At 69.7% G+C, this 17,906-nt stretch carries 17 protein-coding genes; 1 reads left to right on the top strand and 16 read right to left on the bottom strand.

Features of this window, described 5'->3' with window-relative positions:
• Window positions 1–3: 3 nt before the first annotated feature.
• The 5 genes from ACSMXR_RS10180 to ACSMXR_RS10160 form a co-directional block, all read right to left on the bottom strand.
• Complete coding sequence (locus ACSMXR_RS10180) at window positions 4–1,608, bottom strand: FAD-dependent oxidoreductase (RefSeq protein ID WP_170994605.1); 1,605 nt, start codon at window positions 1,606–1,608, stop codon at window positions 4–6.
• A 44-nt stretch (window positions 1,609–1,652) separates the two neighbouring features.
• A complete protein-coding gene (locus ACSMXR_RS10175; protein WP_473171677.1) occupies window positions 1,653–2,684 on the bottom strand; it encodes a methyltransferase in 1,032 nt (343 codons plus the stop codon).
• A gap of 196 nt (window positions 2,685–2,880) precedes the next feature.
• On the bottom strand, window positions 2,881–4,470 hold the full coding sequence (locus ACSMXR_RS10170) for an MDR family MFS transporter (protein WP_473171676.1): 1,590 nt from the start codon (window positions 4,468–4,470) through the stop codon (window positions 2,881–2,883).
• A gap of 150 nt (window positions 4,471–4,620) precedes the next feature.
• A complete protein-coding gene (locus tag ACSMXR_RS10165; protein ID WP_137233336.1) occupies window positions 4,621–5,598 on the bottom strand; it encodes a quinone oxidoreductase family protein in 978 nt (325 codons plus the stop codon).
• A gap of 151 nt (window positions 5,599–5,749) precedes the next feature.
• Window positions 5,750–7,285, bottom strand: coding sequence for an FAD-dependent monooxygenase (locus ACSMXR_RS10160; RefSeq protein WP_473171675.1), 1,536 nt, complete (start codon window positions 7,283–7,285; stop codon window positions 5,750–5,752).
• Between the two features lie 190 nt (window positions 7,286–7,475).
• Between ACSMXR_RS10160 and ACSMXR_RS10155 the strand changes: the two genes are divergently transcribed.
• Window positions 7,476–7,931 carry a MarR family winged helix-turn-helix transcriptional regulator gene (locus tag ACSMXR_RS10155; protein WP_473172367.1) on the top strand — a complete coding sequence of 152 codons (456 nt, stop codon included), beginning with the start codon at window positions 7,476–7,478 and terminating at the stop codon, window positions 7,929–7,931.
• Between the two features lie 18 nt (window positions 7,932–7,949).
• Here the strand turns inward: ACSMXR_RS10155 and ACSMXR_RS10150 are convergent, their stop codons facing one another.
• The 11 genes from ACSMXR_RS10150 to ACSMXR_RS10100 all read right to left on the bottom strand — a co-directional run bounded on the left by ACSMXR_RS10150 (window position 7,950) and on the right by ACSMXR_RS10100 (window position 17,865).
• On the bottom strand, window positions 7,950–9,563 hold the full coding sequence (locus ACSMXR_RS10150) for an FAD-dependent oxidoreductase (protein ID WP_473171674.1): 1,614 nt from the start codon (window positions 9,561–9,563) through the stop codon (window positions 7,950–7,952).
• Window positions 9,564–9,644: 81 nt separating this feature from the next.
• On the bottom strand, window positions 9,645–10,535 hold the full coding sequence (locus ACSMXR_RS10145) for a GNAT family N-acetyltransferase (protein WP_473171673.1): 891 nt from the start codon (window positions 10,533–10,535) through the stop codon (window positions 9,645–9,647).
• Between the two features lie 163 nt (window positions 10,536–10,698).
• Complete coding sequence (locus tag ACSMXR_RS10140; protein ID WP_137233332.1) at window positions 10,699–10,902, bottom strand: ferredoxin; 204 nt, start codon at window positions 10,900–10,902, stop codon at window positions 10,699–10,701.
• Between the two features lie 6 nt (window positions 10,903–10,908).
• Window positions 10,909–12,159 (bottom strand): cytochrome P450, encoded by a 1,251-nt coding sequence (locus tag ACSMXR_RS10135; RefSeq protein ID WP_473171672.1) that lies wholly within the window; start codon window positions 12,157–12,159, stop codon window positions 10,909–10,911.
• Window positions 12,160–12,220: 61 nt separating this feature from the next.
• The gene (locus ACSMXR_RS10130) at window positions 12,221–12,994 is read right to left on the bottom strand and encodes an SDR family NAD(P)-dependent oxidoreductase (protein WP_473171671.1); all 774 of its coding nucleotides are present in this window, start codon (window positions 12,992–12,994) and stop codon (window positions 12,221–12,223) included.
• Window positions 12,991–14,433, bottom strand: a complete 1,443-nt coding sequence (locus ACSMXR_RS10125) for an FAD-binding oxidoreductase (protein ID WP_473171670.1) — start codon at window positions 14,431–14,433, stop codon at window positions 12,991–12,993. Before ACSMXR_RS10125 ends, ACSMXR_RS10130 begins: the two co-directional genes overlap by 4 nt.
• Window positions 14,434–14,491: 58 nt before the next feature.
• A complete protein-coding gene (locus ACSMXR_RS10120; RefSeq protein ID WP_137233328.1) occupies window positions 14,492–14,860 on the bottom strand; it encodes a hypothetical protein in 369 nt (122 codons plus the stop codon).
• 99 nt (window positions 14,861–14,959) lie between these two features.
• Window positions 14,960–15,157: an acyl-CoA carboxylase epsilon subunit gene (locus ACSMXR_RS10115; protein WP_137233327.1), complete on the bottom strand. Its 198-nt coding sequence runs from the start codon at window positions 15,155–15,157 to the stop codon at window positions 14,960–14,962.
• A 16-nt stretch (window positions 15,158–15,173) separates the two neighbouring features.
• Window positions 15,174–16,742, bottom strand: a complete 1,569-nt coding sequence (locus ACSMXR_RS10110) for an acyl-CoA carboxylase subunit beta (protein ID WP_473171669.1) — start codon at window positions 16,740–16,742, stop codon at window positions 15,174–15,176.
• Window positions 16,739–17,008 (bottom strand): DUF6059 family protein, encoded by a 270-nt coding sequence (locus ACSMXR_RS10105; protein ID WP_240805970.1) that lies wholly within the window; start codon window positions 17,006–17,008, stop codon window positions 16,739–16,741. The genes ACSMXR_RS10110 and ACSMXR_RS10105 overlap by 4 nt, the downstream gene beginning before the upstream one ends.
• A 38-nt stretch (window positions 17,009–17,046) precedes the next feature.
• The gene (locus ACSMXR_RS10100) at window positions 17,047–17,865 is read right to left on the bottom strand and encodes a 4'-phosphopantetheinyl transferase family protein (protein WP_240805969.1); all 819 of its coding nucleotides are present in this window, start codon (window positions 17,863–17,865) and stop codon (window positions 17,047–17,049) included.
• Window positions 17,866–17,906: the final 41 nt, after the last annotated feature.

Raw genomic sequence — 17,906 nt, 5'->3', positions numbered from 1 at the left:
CGGTCAGGCGAGCGCGAGTATCTGCCGCAGCAGACCGGTCAGGGTCCGGGAGACGTCGCCCCGGGGGTGGCTTTCGGCGCGCCAGGCGACCATGCCGTCAGGGCGGACCAGGACTGCGCCGCCGTCCGCGAGGCCGTAGCGTTCCTTGAAGGTGCCCTCGGTGTCGGAGTAGTCGCCGTTCACCCCGATGCCGCGGACGGTGAGGGCCAGCCCGAGTTCGCGGCCGGCGGCGGCCGCCGCTGCCCACGGGGTGGCCGGGCCCGCGGTGAGCAGGGTGAAGCCGGCCGGGAAGAGGTCGACCGTGGAGAACGGGCCGTGGTCGCCCTCGATGACCACATGCGGGGCCCGAGCGCCGGGGCGGCCGCTGGGCTTGTCCGGGTCCTCGGTGATGCTTCGGCCCTCGGTGCCGTCGTCGGCGAACGCACCGGCCGGGTAGACGTATCCGAAGGTCATCGTCGTCTCGTCGACCAGGTCCTTGGCGACGTCCTGGAACTGCTTGCCCTCGCGGACGGCGAAGCGCAGCATCGCCTGACGGACGGTCTCCTGGGCGACCGGACGGCGTTCGGAGTCGTAGGAGGCGAGCAGTCCCGGCCCGGCCTTGCCCGCGAGTACGAGGGCCAGTTTCCAGGACAGGTTGTAGGCGTCCTGGATTCCGGTGCTGGCGCCGAAGGCGCCGGTGGGCGGCATCACGTGCGCGGCGTCGCCGGCGATGAGGTAGCGACCGCGGGCGAAGGTGTCCGCCACCCGCGCGGAGATGTCCCAGGCGGGCATGTCGACCGACTCGATGGTCAGCGGCAGGTCCGGGACGCCGACCGCGGCGCGGACCAGTTCGACGCAGTGCTCCTGTGTGAAGTCCGCCGCGCTCTGGCCCTTGTCGGGGAAGAAGGAGACGTTGATGACCCACTTGCGGTCGTTGTCGATAGGGATGATCGTGCCGCGGACTTCGGGGTTGTTGACGTAAGCGGCGATGATCTTCCGGCCGCGCAGCGGCTCCTCGAGGTCGGCATCGAAGAAGAAGCTGACCAGGTTGGTGAGGGTGCCGCGGCCGTGGGAACCGATGCCGAGGAGTTCACGGACCGGACTGCGGCTGCCGTCCGCGGCGATCACGTACTCGGCGCGCAGTTCGGTGCGCTCACCGGTGCCGAGGTCGGTGAGGGCCGCGGTCACGCCGTCGGCGGTCTCGGTGACGGCGTCCAGACGGGTGTGGAAGCGCAGGTCGACTCCGACTTCCTCGGCCCGCTTGCGCAGAATGGGCTCGAGCTGGTTCTGGTCGATCAGGGTCCACTGGGCGGGGCTGATACGGCTGATGTCTTCGATGGAGGCGTTGGGCATGCGGACCCGCTCGTTGCCCGCGAGCGTCTCGACATGCACCAGGTCGGTGTTGCCGGAGATCGGTGAACGGCCGGCCTTGACGCGTTCCTCCATGCCCACCGCGCGGTAGAGCTCCATGGTGCGCGGGTTGATGGCGCGGGCCTTGGGGTGGGTGGAGGTGCCGGGGTGACGCTCGACAAGCGTGGACTTCACCCCGTGGTGGGCGAGGAACACGGCGGCGGACAGGCCTGTGAGGCCACCGCCGACGATGAGGACGGGAACACTCTCCTGGCTCATATTGCTTCCTTGGGTGGTCGGGGCGGGCGGCTGCGTCTGAGCGGTCATCGGACGGCGGTGACCAGCGTGTGTGTGCCCAGCAGCGGTTCCGCGGTGCTGCCGGTGAAGCCGGCCTCGGTGAGCCAGGTGCGGACGTCGTCGATGCGGTACTCGGAGCCGTCCTGGCTGACCAGGCGCATGTGCAGACTGGAGAGCAGACGTTCGGCGTCACGGCGCTCGTCGTCGATCATCCGGTCGTAGATGAGGACCTGGCCGCCGGGGTTGGTCGCGGAGAAGACACGGCGCAGCAGATCCCGGCGCCGGTCGTTGTCGAAGCCGTGCAGGATGTGGCCGAGCACGATGACGTCGGCCTTCGGGATGTCGTCCGTGAAGAAGTCGCCGCCGGTGAACTCGATGTGTTCGTTCAGACCCAGGCGGGCGGTGTGCTCGGTGAAGAGCGGGCGAGTGCGCTCCAGGTCGAAGACCCCTGCCTTGAGGTGGGGGTGTTCCTTGACCAGGACGGAGGCGAGATTTCCGCGCGCGCCGCCAAGATCGACGAAGGAGGTGTGGCGGCTCCAGTCGACGGCGCCGGCGATCTCGATACCCATGCGGTCGCTGTAGGCGTCGAGGCCCGCGAAGAAGCGCTTCATCTTCGCCGGGTCCTTGTGCTTGTCCCCGACGAAGCCGCCTTTGTCGGGGTCGAGGTGCTGCGGGGCTCCGGTGGTGAGCGCCTCGGTGAGCCGCCCCCAGGTGCCGTACAGGGTCTCGTTGGTCAGCTCGACGAAACCGCCGAGGTAGGTTGCGGTGCCCGGGACGAGGTATGCCTCGGCCAGTGGGCCGTTGCTGTACTGATCCCCCGTACGCTCCAGCAGACCCAGGCCGGCCAGCGCGTCGAGGAAGTCGGGCGCCATGCGCTCGTGCAGTCCGGTTGCGGCAACGACGTGGTCCGCACCGGCTGGACCCTCGGCGAGGGCGGCGAACACGCCGAGGGACACCGCGCTGTGCAGCACCTTGGCCGCGCAGTCCGCAATGGTCAGCTTGATCAGCGGACCGGGGTCGACCGCCGCGGCCGTCGTACGGTCATCGGTCGTTGTCACGCGAGCCTCCTAGCGAGCCGTGAGGGACCGCTCCGGTCCTTCCAGTGACGATGGCCGATACGCGTGGAGTCCTACTCGAAGCGCTCTGAAGCCCGGCGTCGGGTGTCTGCCCCGGAACACAGCGAAGTGCCGCCCCGGCCGCTCGTCGCGGTGGGGCGGCACTTCGGCCATGAGTCACATACGGGGGACGATGTGATCAGGCCGTTTCGGGGGTGCTGTCGGCGGAGGCCGGTGCAGGGGCCTCGGCCTGCTGGTCCTCGCCGTGGTGGCGGGAGCGAAGCGTGAGGTTCTTCATCAGCAAGGTGAGGACGAGGCCCAGCGCGAGGATCGGCACCGCAGCGGTGAACACCGGCGTGAGCGAGGCGGCGTACGCTTCCTCGACGGCGCTGTGTACCGGGGCGGCCAGTGTGCTGAGGACTGTGTCCGAGGAGAGGGAGTTGCGGTCGATGCCGTCGAGGGCGCCGGCCGGCACCCGGACGGCGAGCTCGTCGGTGAGGCGGCCGTAGAAGATGGCCGCGAAGAGCGAGATGCCGATCGAGGTGCCGAACGAGCGGCCGAAGGTCACGGTGCCGGAGACGGCTCCCATGTCCTGCGGGGGAGCGGTGTTCTGGGCGGCCTGCGTGAAGACCTGGGCGGAGAGGCCCGAGGCGAAGCCGAAGATGACCATGTAGAAGATGGTGAGGGCGCGCGGGGTCCCGGGGTCCATGGTGGACAGCAGGAGGGCGCCGACGATACCCAGAGCCATGCTCAGGATGGGGAAGACCTTGTATTTTCCGGTCTTGCCGATGATCTTGTTCGAGCCGACGGAGGAGAGGACGAGGCCCATCATCATCGGCAGCAGGATGAAGCCGGAGGCGGTGGGGCTGGCCCCGGTGACGACCTGGACGTACAGGGCGAGGAACTGCACGGCGCCGACGAAGACGATGCCGCAGACGGTGGTGCCGAGCAGCGAGATGGTGAAGGTGGAGTCCTTGAAGAGGCGCAGTGGGACGATCGGTTCGACGGCGCTGGACTCGGCCTTGATGAACAGGCCGAGGAACAGCAGGGTGCCGAGGCCGAGGCCGATGATCTGCGGCGAAGTCCAGGCGTACTCGACACCACCCCATGACGTGAGGAGGGTGAGCGTGATGATGGCCCCCGAAAGGGTGACGATGCCGGCGTAGTCGAGCTTGGCCCCCTCGCGGACCGTCCTGGGCAGGTGCAGGTACTTGACGAGCAGGAAGACGATCACAGCGCCGACGGGAAGGTTGACCAGGAAGACCCAGTGCCAGCTGAGTGCGTCGGTGAGCATGCCGCCGACAGCGGGGCCGGCGAGGGAGGCCCCGGCGAAGACCATGCCGAACATCCCGTAGTACTTGGCGCCTTCACGCGGGGCGAACAGTTCGCCGATGATGGCGAGGACGGAGACGAACAGGCCTCCGGCACCCAGGCCCTGCACGACGCGGAAGACGATGAGCTGCTCCATGCTGCCGGCCGCGCCCGCGAGCGCGGAGCCCAGCAGGAACAGGCCCATCGCCGAGAGGTAGGTGACCTTGCGGCCGAAGAGGTCGCCGAGCTTGCCGTAGATCGGCGTGGTGACGCTGGAGGCGATGACGTAGGCGATGGTCACCCATGCGAAGAGGTCGATACCGCCGAGGTCGCCCGCGATGCGGGGCAGGGCGGTGGAGACGATCTGCAGGTCGAGGATGGCCACGAACGCGGAGAGCATGCAGGCGACCATGACCGGGGTGGTCCTGGTGCCGGAGGGGTGCAGCCCTCCGGGTGCTGGGGGAGTGGGAGCGGACAAGGTGGTGCCGCCTTTCGGATCGGTGTGTGCTCCCCGTCGCACCGGCCGCTCGACGCGTCCGGTGTCACCTGGCTCTCGGCCCTCGGAAGGGGCTCAGGGGAAGGTCGTGGTTCTTCTGCTGTGCCGGCCGGTCGCCTGCTCAGCGGTGTCTCAAGGAACGAGGACGATCTTGCCGAGCTGTGCGCGCGCCTCCATGAGCTCGTGGGCCTTGACGGCCTCGTCGAGTGGAAGGCGGTCGTGCACGACCGGCTTGACCTGGCCGGAGGCGATGAGCTCGAACAGGTGGCGCTGCCCGTCGGCCACGGCGTCCGGCTTGTTGTAGAGCATGGCGTAGAGGCTGAAACCCGCGACGTTCTTCATACGGGACAGCGCGAGGGTGGGCAGATCCGGGATGTCGCCGGAGGCCGAACCGTAGAAGACGAGAGTCCCGAACTGGGCGGTGATGCCGAGGGACTTCAGCAGGACGTCGCCGCCGACGGTCTCCAGGACGACGTCGGCGCCGCGGCCGTCGGTGGCGGCGAGGACCTGGTCGGTCCAGTCCTCGTCCGTGTAATTGACGGTGACGTCGGCGCCGAGTTCGCGCGCGAAGTCGAGTTTGGCCCGGGTGCTCGCGGTGGCGATGACCTTGCCGGCGCCGAGGGCCTTGGCGATCTGGACGGCCAGGTGGCCGACGCCGCCGGAGGCCGCGTCGATCACGATGGTCTGGCCGGGGCGGAGGCGGCCGGCCTCCTTGATCGCGTGGTACGCGGTCTGGGCCGGGCTGGGCAGGAGGGTCGCCGCGGCGGCGTCGAGGTCCTGCGGGATCTTGATGAGCCAGTCGGTGCCGGCGACGACGTGGTCGGCGTAGGCGTTCTGGTCGATGTCGCCGACGACGCGGTCACCGACGGCGAAGCCGGTGACACCGTCTCCGACGGCCTCGATCGTGCCGGCGACATCGCCGCCGGGGGCGCCGGGGAGGCCGGCGTGACCGCCGATCGGAATGCCCTGGCGGCGCTGGACCTCTGCGAAGGTGACGCCGATGGCCTCGGCGCGGATCAGGACCTGACCCGTTCCGGGTTGCGGCGTCTCCACCTCTTCGAGGCGCAGTACGGACGGCGCGCCGTGCTCGTAGTGGCGGATGATGCGCATGATTTCTCCCAACAGGGTTTCCGCGGAGCCGTCGCGAGTTGCTGGGGCTCAGAAGCAATACGTATGCATGCTTGCATGCATTTGATTGTCAGTCCACATCTTATGGAGGATGTGGGCATTCTTTGCCGGTCCGTTACGGGCGGTGGGCTGGTCAGCTGAAGACTGCGCGGGTCGGGTCGGTGACGCCGGCCCAGGTCTCGATGGCCGCACGCAGGCCCCCGGCGATCTCGGCGGACGAGGCGTCGCGGTCCGCGGCCCAGGCGACGTAACCGTCGGGGCGGATGAGCGCACCGGCCAGCTCCGGCTCGTCCCCGCACTCGGCGACCACCCGCTGGACGCGCCCGGCCCAGTCGAGTGGTGCGGCCCACTTCGCATGCTCCTCGGCGATCTCCGGCCGGCCGGCCAGGTCGAGGAGGACGAAGTTTCCCCGGCGCAGGAACTTCGGGAGGGTCTTGCGACCTTCCTCCGTCTCCAGGCTCAGGTCGCGGGCGAAGTCGCCGAGCAGGCGGTGCTCGGGGCCCGGCAGGTCGTAGCGGACCCGCACGCCGCTGAGCATCTCCGCGATGTGGTGGTTGACCTGGTCCTTCCGCATGAGGTCCTGGAAGAGCTCGCGGAGCTGGGTGACGTAGGGGTCGGGGTTCATCAACGCGATCTGGGCGCGGGTGTTGGCCAGCACCTGACGGGCCGGCTCCTGGCGCTCCGCGTCGTACGTGTCGAGCAGCCCCTCGCCGCCCCAGCCGTTGATGTCGGCGCAGAGTTTCCAGCCGAGGTTGAGTGCGTCCTGCAGGCCCAGGTTGACGCCCTGGCCCCCGACCGGGAAGTGGGTGTGGGCGGCATCGCCCGCGAGCAGGACACGGTCCTTGCGATAGGTCTCGGCCTGGCAGGCGGAGTCGGTGAACCAGGAGAGCCAGCGCGGCTCGGAGGCGCCCATGTCGTCGCCCCAGATCTCGCGGACGCTGTCCTTGAACTCCTCGAAGCCGAGCTCGGAGCCCGCTTCCTTGCCCTTCTCGAAGTCGAAGGTGGCGACGCGGTGGTACTTCTCGTCGAGGGGGACGCAGAAGAGCAGCCCGCGCTCGGTGCGCTCCATGCCCATCGGCGCGTTCTCGCGGTCGGCGAGGACGACGTCGGCCAGCCGTGCGGTGACGCGGCCACCGGTGCCGGGGAACGCGATCCCCGCGGACCTGCGAACCAGGCTGCGGCCGCCGTCGGTTCCCACGACGTACTGCGCGCGCAGCGTGTACGGGCCCTCTGGGCCGATGACGTCGACCTCGGCGCCGTCCTGGTCCTGGCGGACGGCCGTGACCTCGTGGCCGCGGCGGATCTTGCAGCCGAACTCCTCGGCGCGCTCTTCGAGGATGCGCTCGGTCCGCGTCTGCTCGGAGAGCAGGGCGTAGTTGTGGGCGCTGTCCAGGAGCGAGAAGTCGACCCAGACGTCGAGGCCGGCGAAGTGGCCGTTGTTCCATGAGCGGGCGCCGTCGCGGAAGCGGTCGGCCAGTCCACGGCGATCGAGTGATTCCAGCGATCGCGCGTGCAGTCCGAAGGCCTTGGAGTGAGGGGTGCGCTCGGTGAGCCTCTCCAGTACGACGGCCTTGGCGCGGCCGATGCGGAGCTCGGAGGCGAGCAGCATCCCCACCGGGCCGCCACCGACGATGATCACGTCGAAGTCGAAGTCCTTGGTGTCCGGCATGGTGATCCTTCCAGAGGGTGTGAGTGGTTCCGGTCAGGGGAAAATTATGTGCTTGATGACATGCAATAGCTTGTGAGCATACACATGCTGGCTGTCCTCGATCGCCGCGCCTAGGATGTTCGCCATGGAGACCTCACCCACCGGGCAGAAGACCACCCAGCCTCCGTCCGCCAAGGGCCCACTGGCCGCCATGGACCCGCTCGACGCGGTCGGCCCGGCCTTCTCGCGGCTGCGTCGCGCCTCCGCCCTGAACGCGGAGAGCCCGGTGTCCCGGAAGGACATGACGCGGACGCTGGTGCTCAACATCGTGGATGAGGGACCCGAGCACGACGGGCAGGAGATCACCGTCGGCGTCGTCGCCGAGCGGCTGGCCGTGGACCCCTCCGTGGCCAGCCGCATGGTCACCGACTGCATCTCGGCCGGATACCTGATCCGCGCCGCCTCCCAGCAGGACGGGCGCCGCACGATCCTGCAGATGACGGATGAGGGACTGGCGATGCTGGCGGCCTTCCGCCGGCATCAGCGGGCTGCCTTCGAGTTCATCACCCAGGACTGGCCCGATGACGAACGCCAGCAGCTCGCCCGTCTGCTGATCAAGTACGTCGACTCGGTCGCGCAGGCACAGGGCGCCTCCGCCAACGGCTGACCGCCGGCCCCGCCCCGCTCATCGGGCCAGCACGGTGCGCAACGCCGCTACGAGCGCCCTGCCCTGCTCACCGACGGGGACGCCTTCACGGGTGCGCCAGGCGACGATCCCGTCGGGGCGGACCAGTACGGCGCCCGCCGCGCCCACTCCGTAAGCCTCGGCCCAGCGCCCCCGCACATCGGTCAGGGCACCGCCTCCTGCGGCCGGGGCGATGCGGTGAAAGGCGAGGTCCACGCCGAGTTCTGACACGGCCGTTGCGGCCGCCTCCGCCCAGGAGCCGCCCTCCGTCCCGGCAAGCAGCACGAAGCCGTCGCCGAACAGATCCAGCGTGGCGACCGGCGCGCCGTCGCGCTCCAGCACCACGTACGGGGCGCGCGTGCCCGGCTCGCCGCGCAGAGTGCGCGGATCGGAGGTCAGCGGCAGCTGCTCCGCGCCCTCCTCACCGATGAACGCGCCCGACGGGTAGGCCTGCCCCATGGTGACGCGCATCGCGTCGTGCGTCGCGGCCTGCTGTTCCTCGGTGGCGGTCCGGGACCGTACGGCGAGCTGAAGCGATCCCTGCCGCGCTGTGTACGTGCCGACCGGCCGCCGCTCGTCGTGGTACGTATCCAGCAGGGCGCGGCCGGCGGTGCCCCTGAGCACGTAGGCCAGCTTCCAGCTCAGGTTGAAGGCGTCGGCAATGCCGGTGTTGGCGCCGTACCCCCCGGTGGGCGGGATCTGGTGGGCGGCGTCGCCCGCGATGAGGACGCGGCCGTGCACGAAGTCCTTGGTGACCAGTTCGGCCATGTCCCACGGGAAGCGGGAGCGGATGGTGACGTCGACCTTGTCCGAGCCGATGGCCGCGGAGACCAGTTCGGCGCAGCGAGCGTCGGTGAAGTCGTCCAGCCCCTCGCCCCTCGCAGGGTCGTAGCCGACGATCAGGGTGCCCTCCGTGAGGGTGTCGTCGTGCACGAGGATGCCCGTGACCTTGTCGTTCTGGACATGGACCACGCTGTAGCGGCGCTCACCCAGCACTGCGCCGAAGTCCGCGCCGAACGCGATACTCACGTGCCGGGAGAGCACGCCCCGGCCCTCCCGCTCGGCCCCGAGGGACTCGCGCACGGAGCTGCGGGGTCCATCGGCGGCCACCAGGTAGTCGGCTGCCAGAACGGTCTCGCTGCCGTCGGCGCCCCGGAGTACCGCTCTGACCCCGTCGTCGTCCTGGGTGAAGGATCGGAGTTCGGTGCCGAAACGCAGGTCGGCCCCGAGCTCCTCGGCACGGGTGCGCAGGATCGGCTCCAGACGGTCCTGGGGCAGCAGCAGCAAGGTGGACGGGGTCAGGTCCGCGAGCTCGTCCCCGCCCTCCAGCTCCTCCTTGGCGAACAGGACCTTGCCCGAGAGGGACTCCACGCCCGCGCGGGTCCGGTGCTTCTCGAAGCCGGCGGCGGCTGCCTTGGCGGCCTGCTCGACGCCGACCGTTGCCAGCAGCTCGGCGGTGCGCGGGTAGTAGCCGACCGCGCGGGGGTGGATGGAGGTGCTGGGGTGTCGCTCGACCAGGGTGACCGGCACCCCGTGGTGGGCGAGGAAGACAGCGGTGGACAGGCCGACGAGGCTGCCACCGACGATCAGTACGCGTGTGCCGCTGCTACTCACAGAGAACCCCTCTCGCGGTTTCAGGTCTGTGCGGATCGTGGCAGCGGCCGGTGGACCAGAACTCGAACTTCCCTCGGGTAATCAGGCCTTGACGGAGTACGTCGACCAAGAGCTGTCCGTGACGAAGCCGAGACGGCGGTTGAGGGCGAGGACGGCGTCATCGTGCACGCCGTTCCACGCCTGCACCAGGGCGAGGTGGGGGTTCTCGACGGCGGCCCGGGACAGCAGCCCGGCCTTGATCCATGTGCCCAGGCCCCGGCGGCGCCGGTCGGCGACGACCAGGGTTTCCCCCGCGTCGGCCATCGGGCTGTCGCGGACGAACAGGGTGGCGTACCCGGCGACCTCGCCGTCGGCCGCGCCCACGGCGGCGGTCACGTACTGGCGGTGTCCGGCGCGCTCCGCCTCGGCCTCGCGGGCGCGGACGTCGGCGGCGGTGGGGACTCGGACTTCTGCCTGGCCGTTGACGGGAGCGTCCAGGGCGCCCCATGCGCGGGCGTAGGAGTCGACCAGCTCCTCGGGGCAGCGGCCGCTCCAGTGGACGAGCCGGTGGCCCGGCACCTCACGGTCGGCCGACGCGTCGAGGCCGGCGCGGGCGGGGCCCTTGAGGAAGAGCCGGTTGCGCAGGTTGGTGCCGTGCAGCTCGGCGCCGCAGGCGGTGGCGAAGAGCTCCGCGGCCGGGGTGTGAGGGGCGTCGACCATCAGACGGTCCCGGCCGCGGGCGCGCAGCTCGCGACGGGCGGCCTCGACGAGGGCCGTGCCCGCACCTCGGCGGCGGAAGGCGGGAAAGACCCACAGCGAGCCGTGGCCGGGTCCGTCCGGGACACCGAGATCGAGGCCCAGCTTGGTGCAGCCGGCCGGCCGGTCACCGTCGAAGGCCGCCAGTACGATCCGGTCGGCGCCGTGCCTGCGTTGCAGCAACCGGGCCAGCAAGTCCTGCGACACCGGCGGATCGCCGGGCAGTTCTAGGCTCATTGTCTCCTGGAAACCCGGCAGGAGAAGGGAAATCGTGGCGGGGTCGTCGCCGTCTAGGCTGCGAATGTCCATGGACCCATCGTTTCCGGAGCCACTTGAACCTCCGTCAAGAACGGCTCGGGGCACGGACGCCGCACCGTCCGTGCCCCGAGCCGTCGCATGGTCACACGCCCTCTGTCTCCTTCATGACGATGGCCCGCACCGGGCATGCCCGGACAGCCTCACGCACCAGTGGCTCGCCACCGCCGTCCTCGCGGCCGGGGATGACGGTGGCGAGCCCGTCCTCGTCCTGCTCGAAGACGGAGGGCACGGTGACGGCGCACTGGGCGGAGCCGATGCACCGGTCGGAGTCGACTGAGATGAGCACGGCGACCTACCAGGTGACGGGGAGTTCGGAGACTCCCTGGAGTACGAAGGGCGCGTTGACCGGCACCTGGTCGGCGGGAACCGCCAGTTCCAGCGTCGGCACCCTGCGGAACAGGGTCGCCAGGGCGATCTCCATCTCGGCACGGGCCAGGTTCTGGCCGATGCACTGATGGATGCCGTAGCCGAAGGCGACATGGCGGCCGGAAGGCCGGAGGACATCCAGGTCGTCGGCCCGCTCGAAGGAGGCGTTGTCACGGTTCATCAGCATGGTCGAGAGGATGACCCCGTCACCTGCCTTGATGAGGTGGCCCTCGATCTCGATGTCCTCCTTGGCCACGCGCATGAGCATGTCGCCGATAGAGGAATAGCGCATGAGCTCGTCCACAGCCTGCGGCATCAAGGACTCGTCAGCGCGCAGCGCCTCGAGCTGCCCCGGGTCGGCCAGCAGTGCCATCGTGGAGAGGGCGATCATGTTGGAGGTCGTCTCGTGGCCGGAGACCAACAGCACGGTGGCGATCATCGCGAGCTCCTGACGGTTGACCTTGCCCTCCTCCAGCTGGCGGGCGATCAGTTCGTCGAGAAGGGTGTCACCGGGTTCGGCCTGCTTGCGGCTGATCAGCTCGTCCAGATAGGCGAGGATCTCGGTGAAGGCCTGCTGCGCCTGCGCCGCCTGCTCCGGGCCGGAGGAGGAGAGAACGTGACGCGAGCGTTCGTCGAAGTAGTGGTGGTCCTCGTACGGGACACCCAGCAGCATGCAGATGACGGCGGACGGCATCGGCAGCGCGTACTCGGTCAGCAGGTCGACGGTGACGCCCGGGCCTTTGGCCAGCATCGTGTCGAGCAGCTCGTCGGCGCACTTCTGGATCGCCGGGCGCAGCGCGTTGACCTGGCGGATGCCGAAGCTCGGCAACACCATGCGGCGCTGGCGCGCGTGCACCGGGTCGTCGACGCCGACCAGCGGGGGCGCGGCGGCCTGCTGGCGCTGGGCCTCGATCCGGGGCGCGAGCAGCGGGAAGTCGGGGTCGAGGACGTCCGAGGAGAGCCGGGCGTCGGGGAACAGCCTGCGGCCGAGATCGTTACCGGTGATCAGCCAGGCCAGCCGGCCGTTCCAGAGGGTCACCCGGGAGATGGGGCCCTTCTCACGGAGCTGGTCGTAGCCGGGAGGCATCTGGTAGGGGCAGGTGCGCTTGATGGGATAGGCGGGGGCCTCCTCGGATCCGTCCGCCAGCGTCTTCGGCTCGTCGAGTGTGTCGGTCATCGGAACTCCTCGGTGTGCGGCGGGTGGGCGGTGCGGTGCGGGTGGGGAAGAGGGACGGGGTTCACAGGCCGCCCGTGACGCGCAGTGCCTCGCCGTGGACGTTCCCGTTGGCGGCGGAGCCGAGGAAGAGGATCGCGCGCGCGACGTCCTCGGGAGTGTTCATGCGGCCCGAGGGCAGAGACCTGGCCTTGTTCTCCAGGAAGGCCGGCGAGGCGTGGGTGAGCACGTTCTCGGTGAGCGTCTGGCCGGGCACGACCTCGTTCACCAGGATTCCGTCAGGGCCGAGCTCCCAGGCGAGGCTGCGCACCAGCCCGTGGAGGGCGGCCTTGGCGGCTCCGTACGCGCCCGCGCCCGTCATACCGGTGTCCGCGAGGCCGGCGCCGATCAGCACGATGCGGCCCCAGTCCCGGCCGCGCATGAGGGGCAGCACTGCCTGCACGGTGTGGAAGACGGCGTCCACCGAGGTGCGGAGGACCCGCTGCCACTGTTCCGGCGGGAGGTCCTCGAAGGCGGGCATCTTCCGGCCGGGCCGTGGGATCGCGTCACCCCACTCGACCGCGCCGGCGACAAGGACGTCGATGCCGCCCCACTCGGCGCCCACCGCGGCGACGGCGGCCCGTACGGAGTCCTCGTCGCCGAGGTCGTAGCGGACCACGAACGGGGTGCCGCCGGCCGCAGCGACCTGTTCGGCCGTCTCCTTCGCCCTCGTCTCATCTGAGTGGTAGGTGATCGCGACCCGCGAGCCCTCCGCGGCGTAGGCGAGGGCCGTGGCCCGGCCGATTCCGCGAGAAGCACCGGTGACGAGCACCGCCTTGTCCGTCAGTCCTGTCTTCATCGTCCTGCTTTCGTCGTCTGCTGACCGCGCTTCCGAACGGGGTCGATGCTTCGGCCGTGCTGGAAGAAGCCGTCGGGGTCGTAGACCTGTTTGATCTCGCGCAGTCGGGCTGCGTTCTCCCCGTAGTGGTCGGTCTCCCACCCGTCCTCCGTCCGGGAACTGGGGAAATTGATGTAGGAGCCGGTGGCCAGCGGTGCGAGGGCCGCGCCGCACCGGTCGGCCCACGCGTCGAGCTCGGCCGGGCCCTGCGCGGCCGCCGCCGCATCACGGGTGGCCATCTGGAAGCCCGTCAGGAACTGTGCGTCACGGTGCACATAGGCGGTCTCGGTGCGGCCGACCCGGTTGGCGGCACCGCCGAGCGCGATGCACAGCAGATAGCGTTCGTTGTCCAGGCCGGGATCCCAGGCGTGCAGCAGGGCCTCGGCCTCGGAGCGTGTGACGGCCCTGCCGGTGAGGCGGTAGGCCTGCCGGGTGTAGGGGTGCCGGTGGCCGACCGCATCCGGATGGGTGCCGGTGCGGTGGCACTGCTGGACGGTCTTGGAGCCGCACAGCGCCTCGTGCATGACGTCGGCGTACGCCCCGGTCGCCGAGACCTCGCGGTGTACGGGCTTCGTGCCGGTGAGTTCGGTGAGCACATCAAGGGCGCGTTCGAGCTCCTCGGACGGGCCGTGGTGCACTCCCCATGCCTTGACGATCGGCTTTCCGCCGGGCCCGAAAATGCCGGGCAGCACCACCAGGGAGGTGCCGAGGTCCTCCGATTCCTGGACGGCCCACGACTGCCAGGCGGCAAGCACGTCGGCGGCGTCCTCGAAGGACCACAGCGTCTCGAAACCGGTCAGACGCGGGGCGTCGACGGGGCGCAGTTCGAATTCGGTGACGATTCCGAAGTTCCCACCGCCGCCGCCCCGCAGGGCCCAGAACAGGTCCGGGTGCTCGTCCGCCGACGCGACCACAGTCCTGCCGTCGGCGAGGACGACCCGCGCCGAGACGACGCGATCGCTCGCAACGCCGAACTTGCGGGTCTGCCAGCCCAGACCGCCCCCGCTGAGGAAACCGCCCTGGCCGACGGTGGGGAACGTACCGGTGATGATCTGGCGGCCGTGCTGTTTGAGGGCGTCCAGCGCGTCGAGCGACTGGATGCCGGCCCCGATGCGGACGGTGTGGCCGTCGACGGCGGCGTGGTTCATCCGGGACAGGTCGATGACCAGGCCGGGGCCGGTGGACCAGCCGTTGAAGCTGTGGCCCGCCCCTCGGATGTGCGCCGTGATGCCGGTCTCCCGCGCGTGGCGTACGCAGGCCAGGATGTCCTGGGGGGATGTGCAGTAGGCGATGCCGTACGGCGTGACCGAGTCGTACTCGGTGTTCTGCAACTGCTTGGCCAGCTGGTACCCCGGATCGGAGCGGAGAACGAGCTCGCCTGTGAGTTCATCGCGCAGCATGAGGGTTTCTCCTCCGTGAGTCGCCGGTCCGGGGGACGAACGTGTGCGAATCCGACGCCTACTTGTCGATGCCGAACTTGCGGGCGGACACCTTGGAGCCCTCGTGGCCTCGCAGGAGGTCGCCGGAGGGCGAGTAGAAGTTGGCGCCGCCGGTGCCCTCCCAGTGGTCCTCGGAGAGGAATTCACCGGTGACGAAGACGTGCGCCTCGCCGACGTGCTCGCCCTCCGGATTCACGGCGAGAATGTGGAAGTTGTAGTGGAAGGAGTCCTTTCCGGTGGACTCCCAGTTGCCCAGGCCGATGTTCTTGGCGTTGACCTGGTAGCAGGTGACGCCGCCGTCACCTGTGAAGGATGCGAGTCCGAACACGGACTTGCCGTCGTCCTCCAGCTCGGTGGTCCAGGTTCCGACAAGCCTGGCGTCGGTCATGGTGGGTCTCTCCTGACGTGGGTCCGGTTCGCGTGGTGTGCCATGAGTACGGTTCCGTCCCCGGCTGGAGCGGCGCTCGAACGGGCCTGCAGCCGGAGGTCATCTGCCGCGCCACGTGCCGGGGGGCGCGTGCCGGCCGCGGTGCGTTCGGTGCCAACCGGTACCGGTCTCCGCCGGCTTCGTCGCCGTGTCCCGCCCGGCGGCGGCCGCACGGCTCAGGGCGGCCACCAGAACCGCGGTGAGGGCGGCTGTCTCCTCCGCGGTGGGGGCGCCCTTGGTGATCTGCCAGGTCGTCATGGTCTCCGCCCGTCCTTCACACCGGTGGGTTGCCGTGCTTGCGGGAGGGCAGGTCCGTGTACTTGGGCCGAAGCATGGCGAGGGCGCCGATGAGCGCGGAGCGGGTCGCCGCCGGATCGATGACGTCGTCCACCAGGCCGCGTTCAGCGGCGTAGTACGGGTGCATCAGTTCGGTCCGGTACTGCTTGATCCTCTGGGACCGGACGGCATCCGGATCGTCCGCCGCGGCGATCTCCCGCCGGAAGATCACGTTGGCGGCCCCCTCGGCGCCCATGACCGCGATCTCGTTCGTCGGCCAGGCCAGGGAGATGTCGGCGCCGATGGAGCGCGAGTCCATGACGATGTACGCGCCGCCGTACGCCTTGCGCATGATCAGCTGTACGCGTGGGACGGTGGCGTTGCAGTACGCGTAGAGCAGCTTCGCGCCGTGGCGGATGACACCGCCGTGCTCCTGGTCCACACCCGGCAGGAAGCCGGGGACGTCGACGAGGGTCACCAGCGGGATGGAGAACGCGTCGCAGAATTGCACGAAACGGGCGGCCTTCTCGCTGGCGTGGATGTCGAGCACACCGGCGAAGGCGGCAGGCTGATTGGCGACGACGCCGGTCACATGGCCGTCGAGGCGGATCAGTGCGCACACGACGTTGGCCGCCCAGTCCGGCTGGATCTCGAAGTACTCGCCGTCGTCGGCGATCTCCTCGACGACCGCCCGTACGTCGTACGCCTGGTTGGGGTTGGCGGGGACGATCTCCTGGAGGGCCTCGGTGCGCCGGCCGGCCGGATCGTCCGGGGAATGGCGGGGTGCCGTCTCACGGTTGTTGGACGGCAACAGGGAGAGCAGGAACCGTACGTCTTCCAGGCAGGTGGCCTCGTCGTCGTAGGCGAAGGTCGCGACGCCGGACACGGCCGCGTGGACATCGGCTCCGCCCAGCCCGTTCTGTGTGATCTCCTCGCCGGTGACGGCCTTGACGACGTCCGGTCCGGTGATGAACATCTGCGAGGTCTCGCGCACCATGAATATGAAGTCGGTGAGCGCGGGCGAGTAGGCGGCACCACCGGCGCACGGGCCGAGCATCACGGAGATCTGCGGAATCACTCCGGAGGCGAGGGTGTTCCGCCGGAAGATGCCGCCGTAGCCGGCGAGGGCGGTGACGCCCTCCTGGATGCGCGCGCCGGCACCGTCGTTCAGTGACACCAGCGGGGCGCCGGCCGACATGGCCATGTCCATGATTTTGTGGATCTTGGTGGCGTGCGCTTCACCGAGGGCACCGCCGAAGATCCGGAAGTCATGGGCGTAGACGAACACGGTCCGCCCGTGAACCGTCCCCCAGCCGGTGACGACACCGTCGGTGTACGGGCGCTTGTTCTCCAGGCCGAAGCCGCTGGCACGATGTCTGCGCAGGGCCTCGATCTCATGGAACGAACCCTCGTCGAGGAGCAGGTCGATCCGTTCCCGGGCAGTCAGTTTTCCCTTCGCGTGCTGCCGGGCCGTGGCCTGCTCGTCAGGGCCGGCGGCGGCCTCCTCCTTGAGCTGGGCGAGTTCGGCGGTCCGGTCGGACGCGGCGGCAGCGGTGTCGGCGATCACGCGATCTCCTTCGGGTTCAGAAGCCGGCGTGCCAGGTCCCGTTCCTCCACGCTGAGCGGGACATCGGGACGTAGCTGTTCGGGATGGCCCGGCGGGGGCTGGAGCAGCACCTCTTGCCCGGCCTCGTCATCAGGTGGGGGAATGTGGACCCACAGGGCACCGGCAGCGGCCAGTGCCCGGCCGACCCACCACAGGAACGCGGTGGCCTTGGACCGGAAGCCCACATGCTTCTCCGTAACCGAGGACCTGATCGTCCGTACCGGCACGAGCGGTCCTCCTCGATGTGACGTCGGACGGTTCACGGTCACACGGTGGGCTCAAGGCCCCTTGGAGATGGGCTCAAGTACGGTCCGGGCTCCTGGCGCAGCAGTCGCGAGACCAGACTCATGGACTTCTCGTCACACAGGCCGGGACCGCCGGACTCAGGGCTTGGCCCGGGGCCGGTGTCGTGGCAGGCCACGCTGACGAGATACCGGTCCAGGGCGCGGAAAGCGCCGAACGCCCACGCGCCGGTGGCGGCCGGGGCACCGTCGGGGGCGAGCAGGCCCTCGCGAGCGTTCGTAGCGATCTCCCCTTCGGCAAGGCGGGGGACGCCGAACTCGGTGAAGGGCAGGCGGAGACCGTGTCCCAGCGCTTTGGTGTAGGCCTCCTTGAGGGTCCAGAGGCGCAGCATGGCCGCTGTCAGGTCCGGGCCGTCGACAGCTCCGAGGGCTGCCTGCTCGCCGGGCGTGCACACGCGGGAGAGCATCACGTCCAGGGACAGGACGCGTGACAGCGGCTCGGCGTCGACGCCGAGCCGCCCGGTGCGGCTGAGGCCGACCACGATCAGCTCGTCGGTGTGGGTGAGGCTCACTTCGACCTGGCTCACGCCGCGCAGATGCGGCCGCCCGCCGATCTTGTAGGCGAGGTCCAGTTCCGCGGCGCCGGTTTCCAGAGCGGCTGCCGCGGCGTGTTTCAGGACGAGCCTCGCGGCGGCGAACCGGAGTCGCACGGTGGGGTCTTCGGTGCGCCGGTAGCGCTGCCAGTCGCGGCCGAGCATGCGGCGCAGCCGGGGTTCGGTGACGACGGCGGGCAGCCACTCCCCCCAAGTGGTGAAGACGACCGCGTTGCCGCACTCGTCCATTGCACGGTGGAGTCCTTGCCAAGGGCCGTCGGGGCTTCCTA

This window comes from Streptomyces sp. DSM 106670 (assembly GCF_055792845.1).
Note: the sequence above shows the minus strand (reverse complement) of the source record. Positions and strands in the feature narration are given on the sequence as shown.

Excerpts from the sequence above, each read along its gene's own strand:
- ACSMXR_RS10180 (WP_170994605.1), bottom strand. The coding sequence starts at position 1,608 with ATGAGCCAGGAGAGTGTTCCCGTCCTCATCGTCGGCGGTGGCCTCACA.
- ACSMXR_RS10165 (WP_137233336.1), bottom strand. The coding sequence starts at position 5,598 with ATGCGCATCATCCGCCACTACGAGCACGGCGCGCCGTCCGTACTGCGC.
- ACSMXR_RS10160 (WP_473171675.1), bottom strand. The coding sequence starts at position 7,285 with ATGCCGGACACCAAGGACTTCGACTTCGACGTGATCATCGTCGGTGGC.
- ACSMXR_RS10155 (WP_473172367.1), top strand. The coding sequence starts at position 7,476 with ATGGACCCGCTCGACGCGGTCGGCCCGGCCTTCTCGCGGCTGCGTCGC.
- ACSMXR_RS10145 (WP_473171673.1), bottom strand. The coding sequence starts at position 10,535 with ATGAGCCTAGAACTGCCCGGCGATCCGCCGGTGTCGCAGGACTTGCTG.
- ACSMXR_RS10135 (WP_473171672.1), bottom strand. The coding sequence starts at position 12,159 with ATGACCGACACACTCGACGAGCCGAAGACGCTGGCGGACGGATCCGAG.
- ACSMXR_RS10130 (WP_473171671.1), bottom strand. The coding sequence starts at position 12,994 with ATGAAGACAGGACTGACGGACAAGGCGGTGCTCGTCACCGGTGCTTCT.
- ACSMXR_RS10125 (WP_473171670.1), bottom strand. The coding sequence starts at position 14,433 with ATGCTGCGCGATGAACTCACAGGCGAGCTCGTTCTCCGCTCCGATCCG.
- ACSMXR_RS10120 (WP_137233328.1), bottom strand. The coding sequence starts at position 14,860 with ATGACCGACGCCAGGCTTGTCGGAACCTGGACCACCGAGCTGGAGGAC.
- ACSMXR_RS10115 (WP_137233327.1), bottom strand. The coding sequence starts at position 15,157 with ATGACGACCTGGCAGATCACCAAGGGCGCCCCCACCGCGGAGGAGACA.
- ACSMXR_RS10100 (WP_240805969.1), bottom strand. The coding sequence starts at position 17,865 with ATGGACGAGTGCGGCAACGCGGTCGTCTTCACCACTTGGGGGGAGTGG.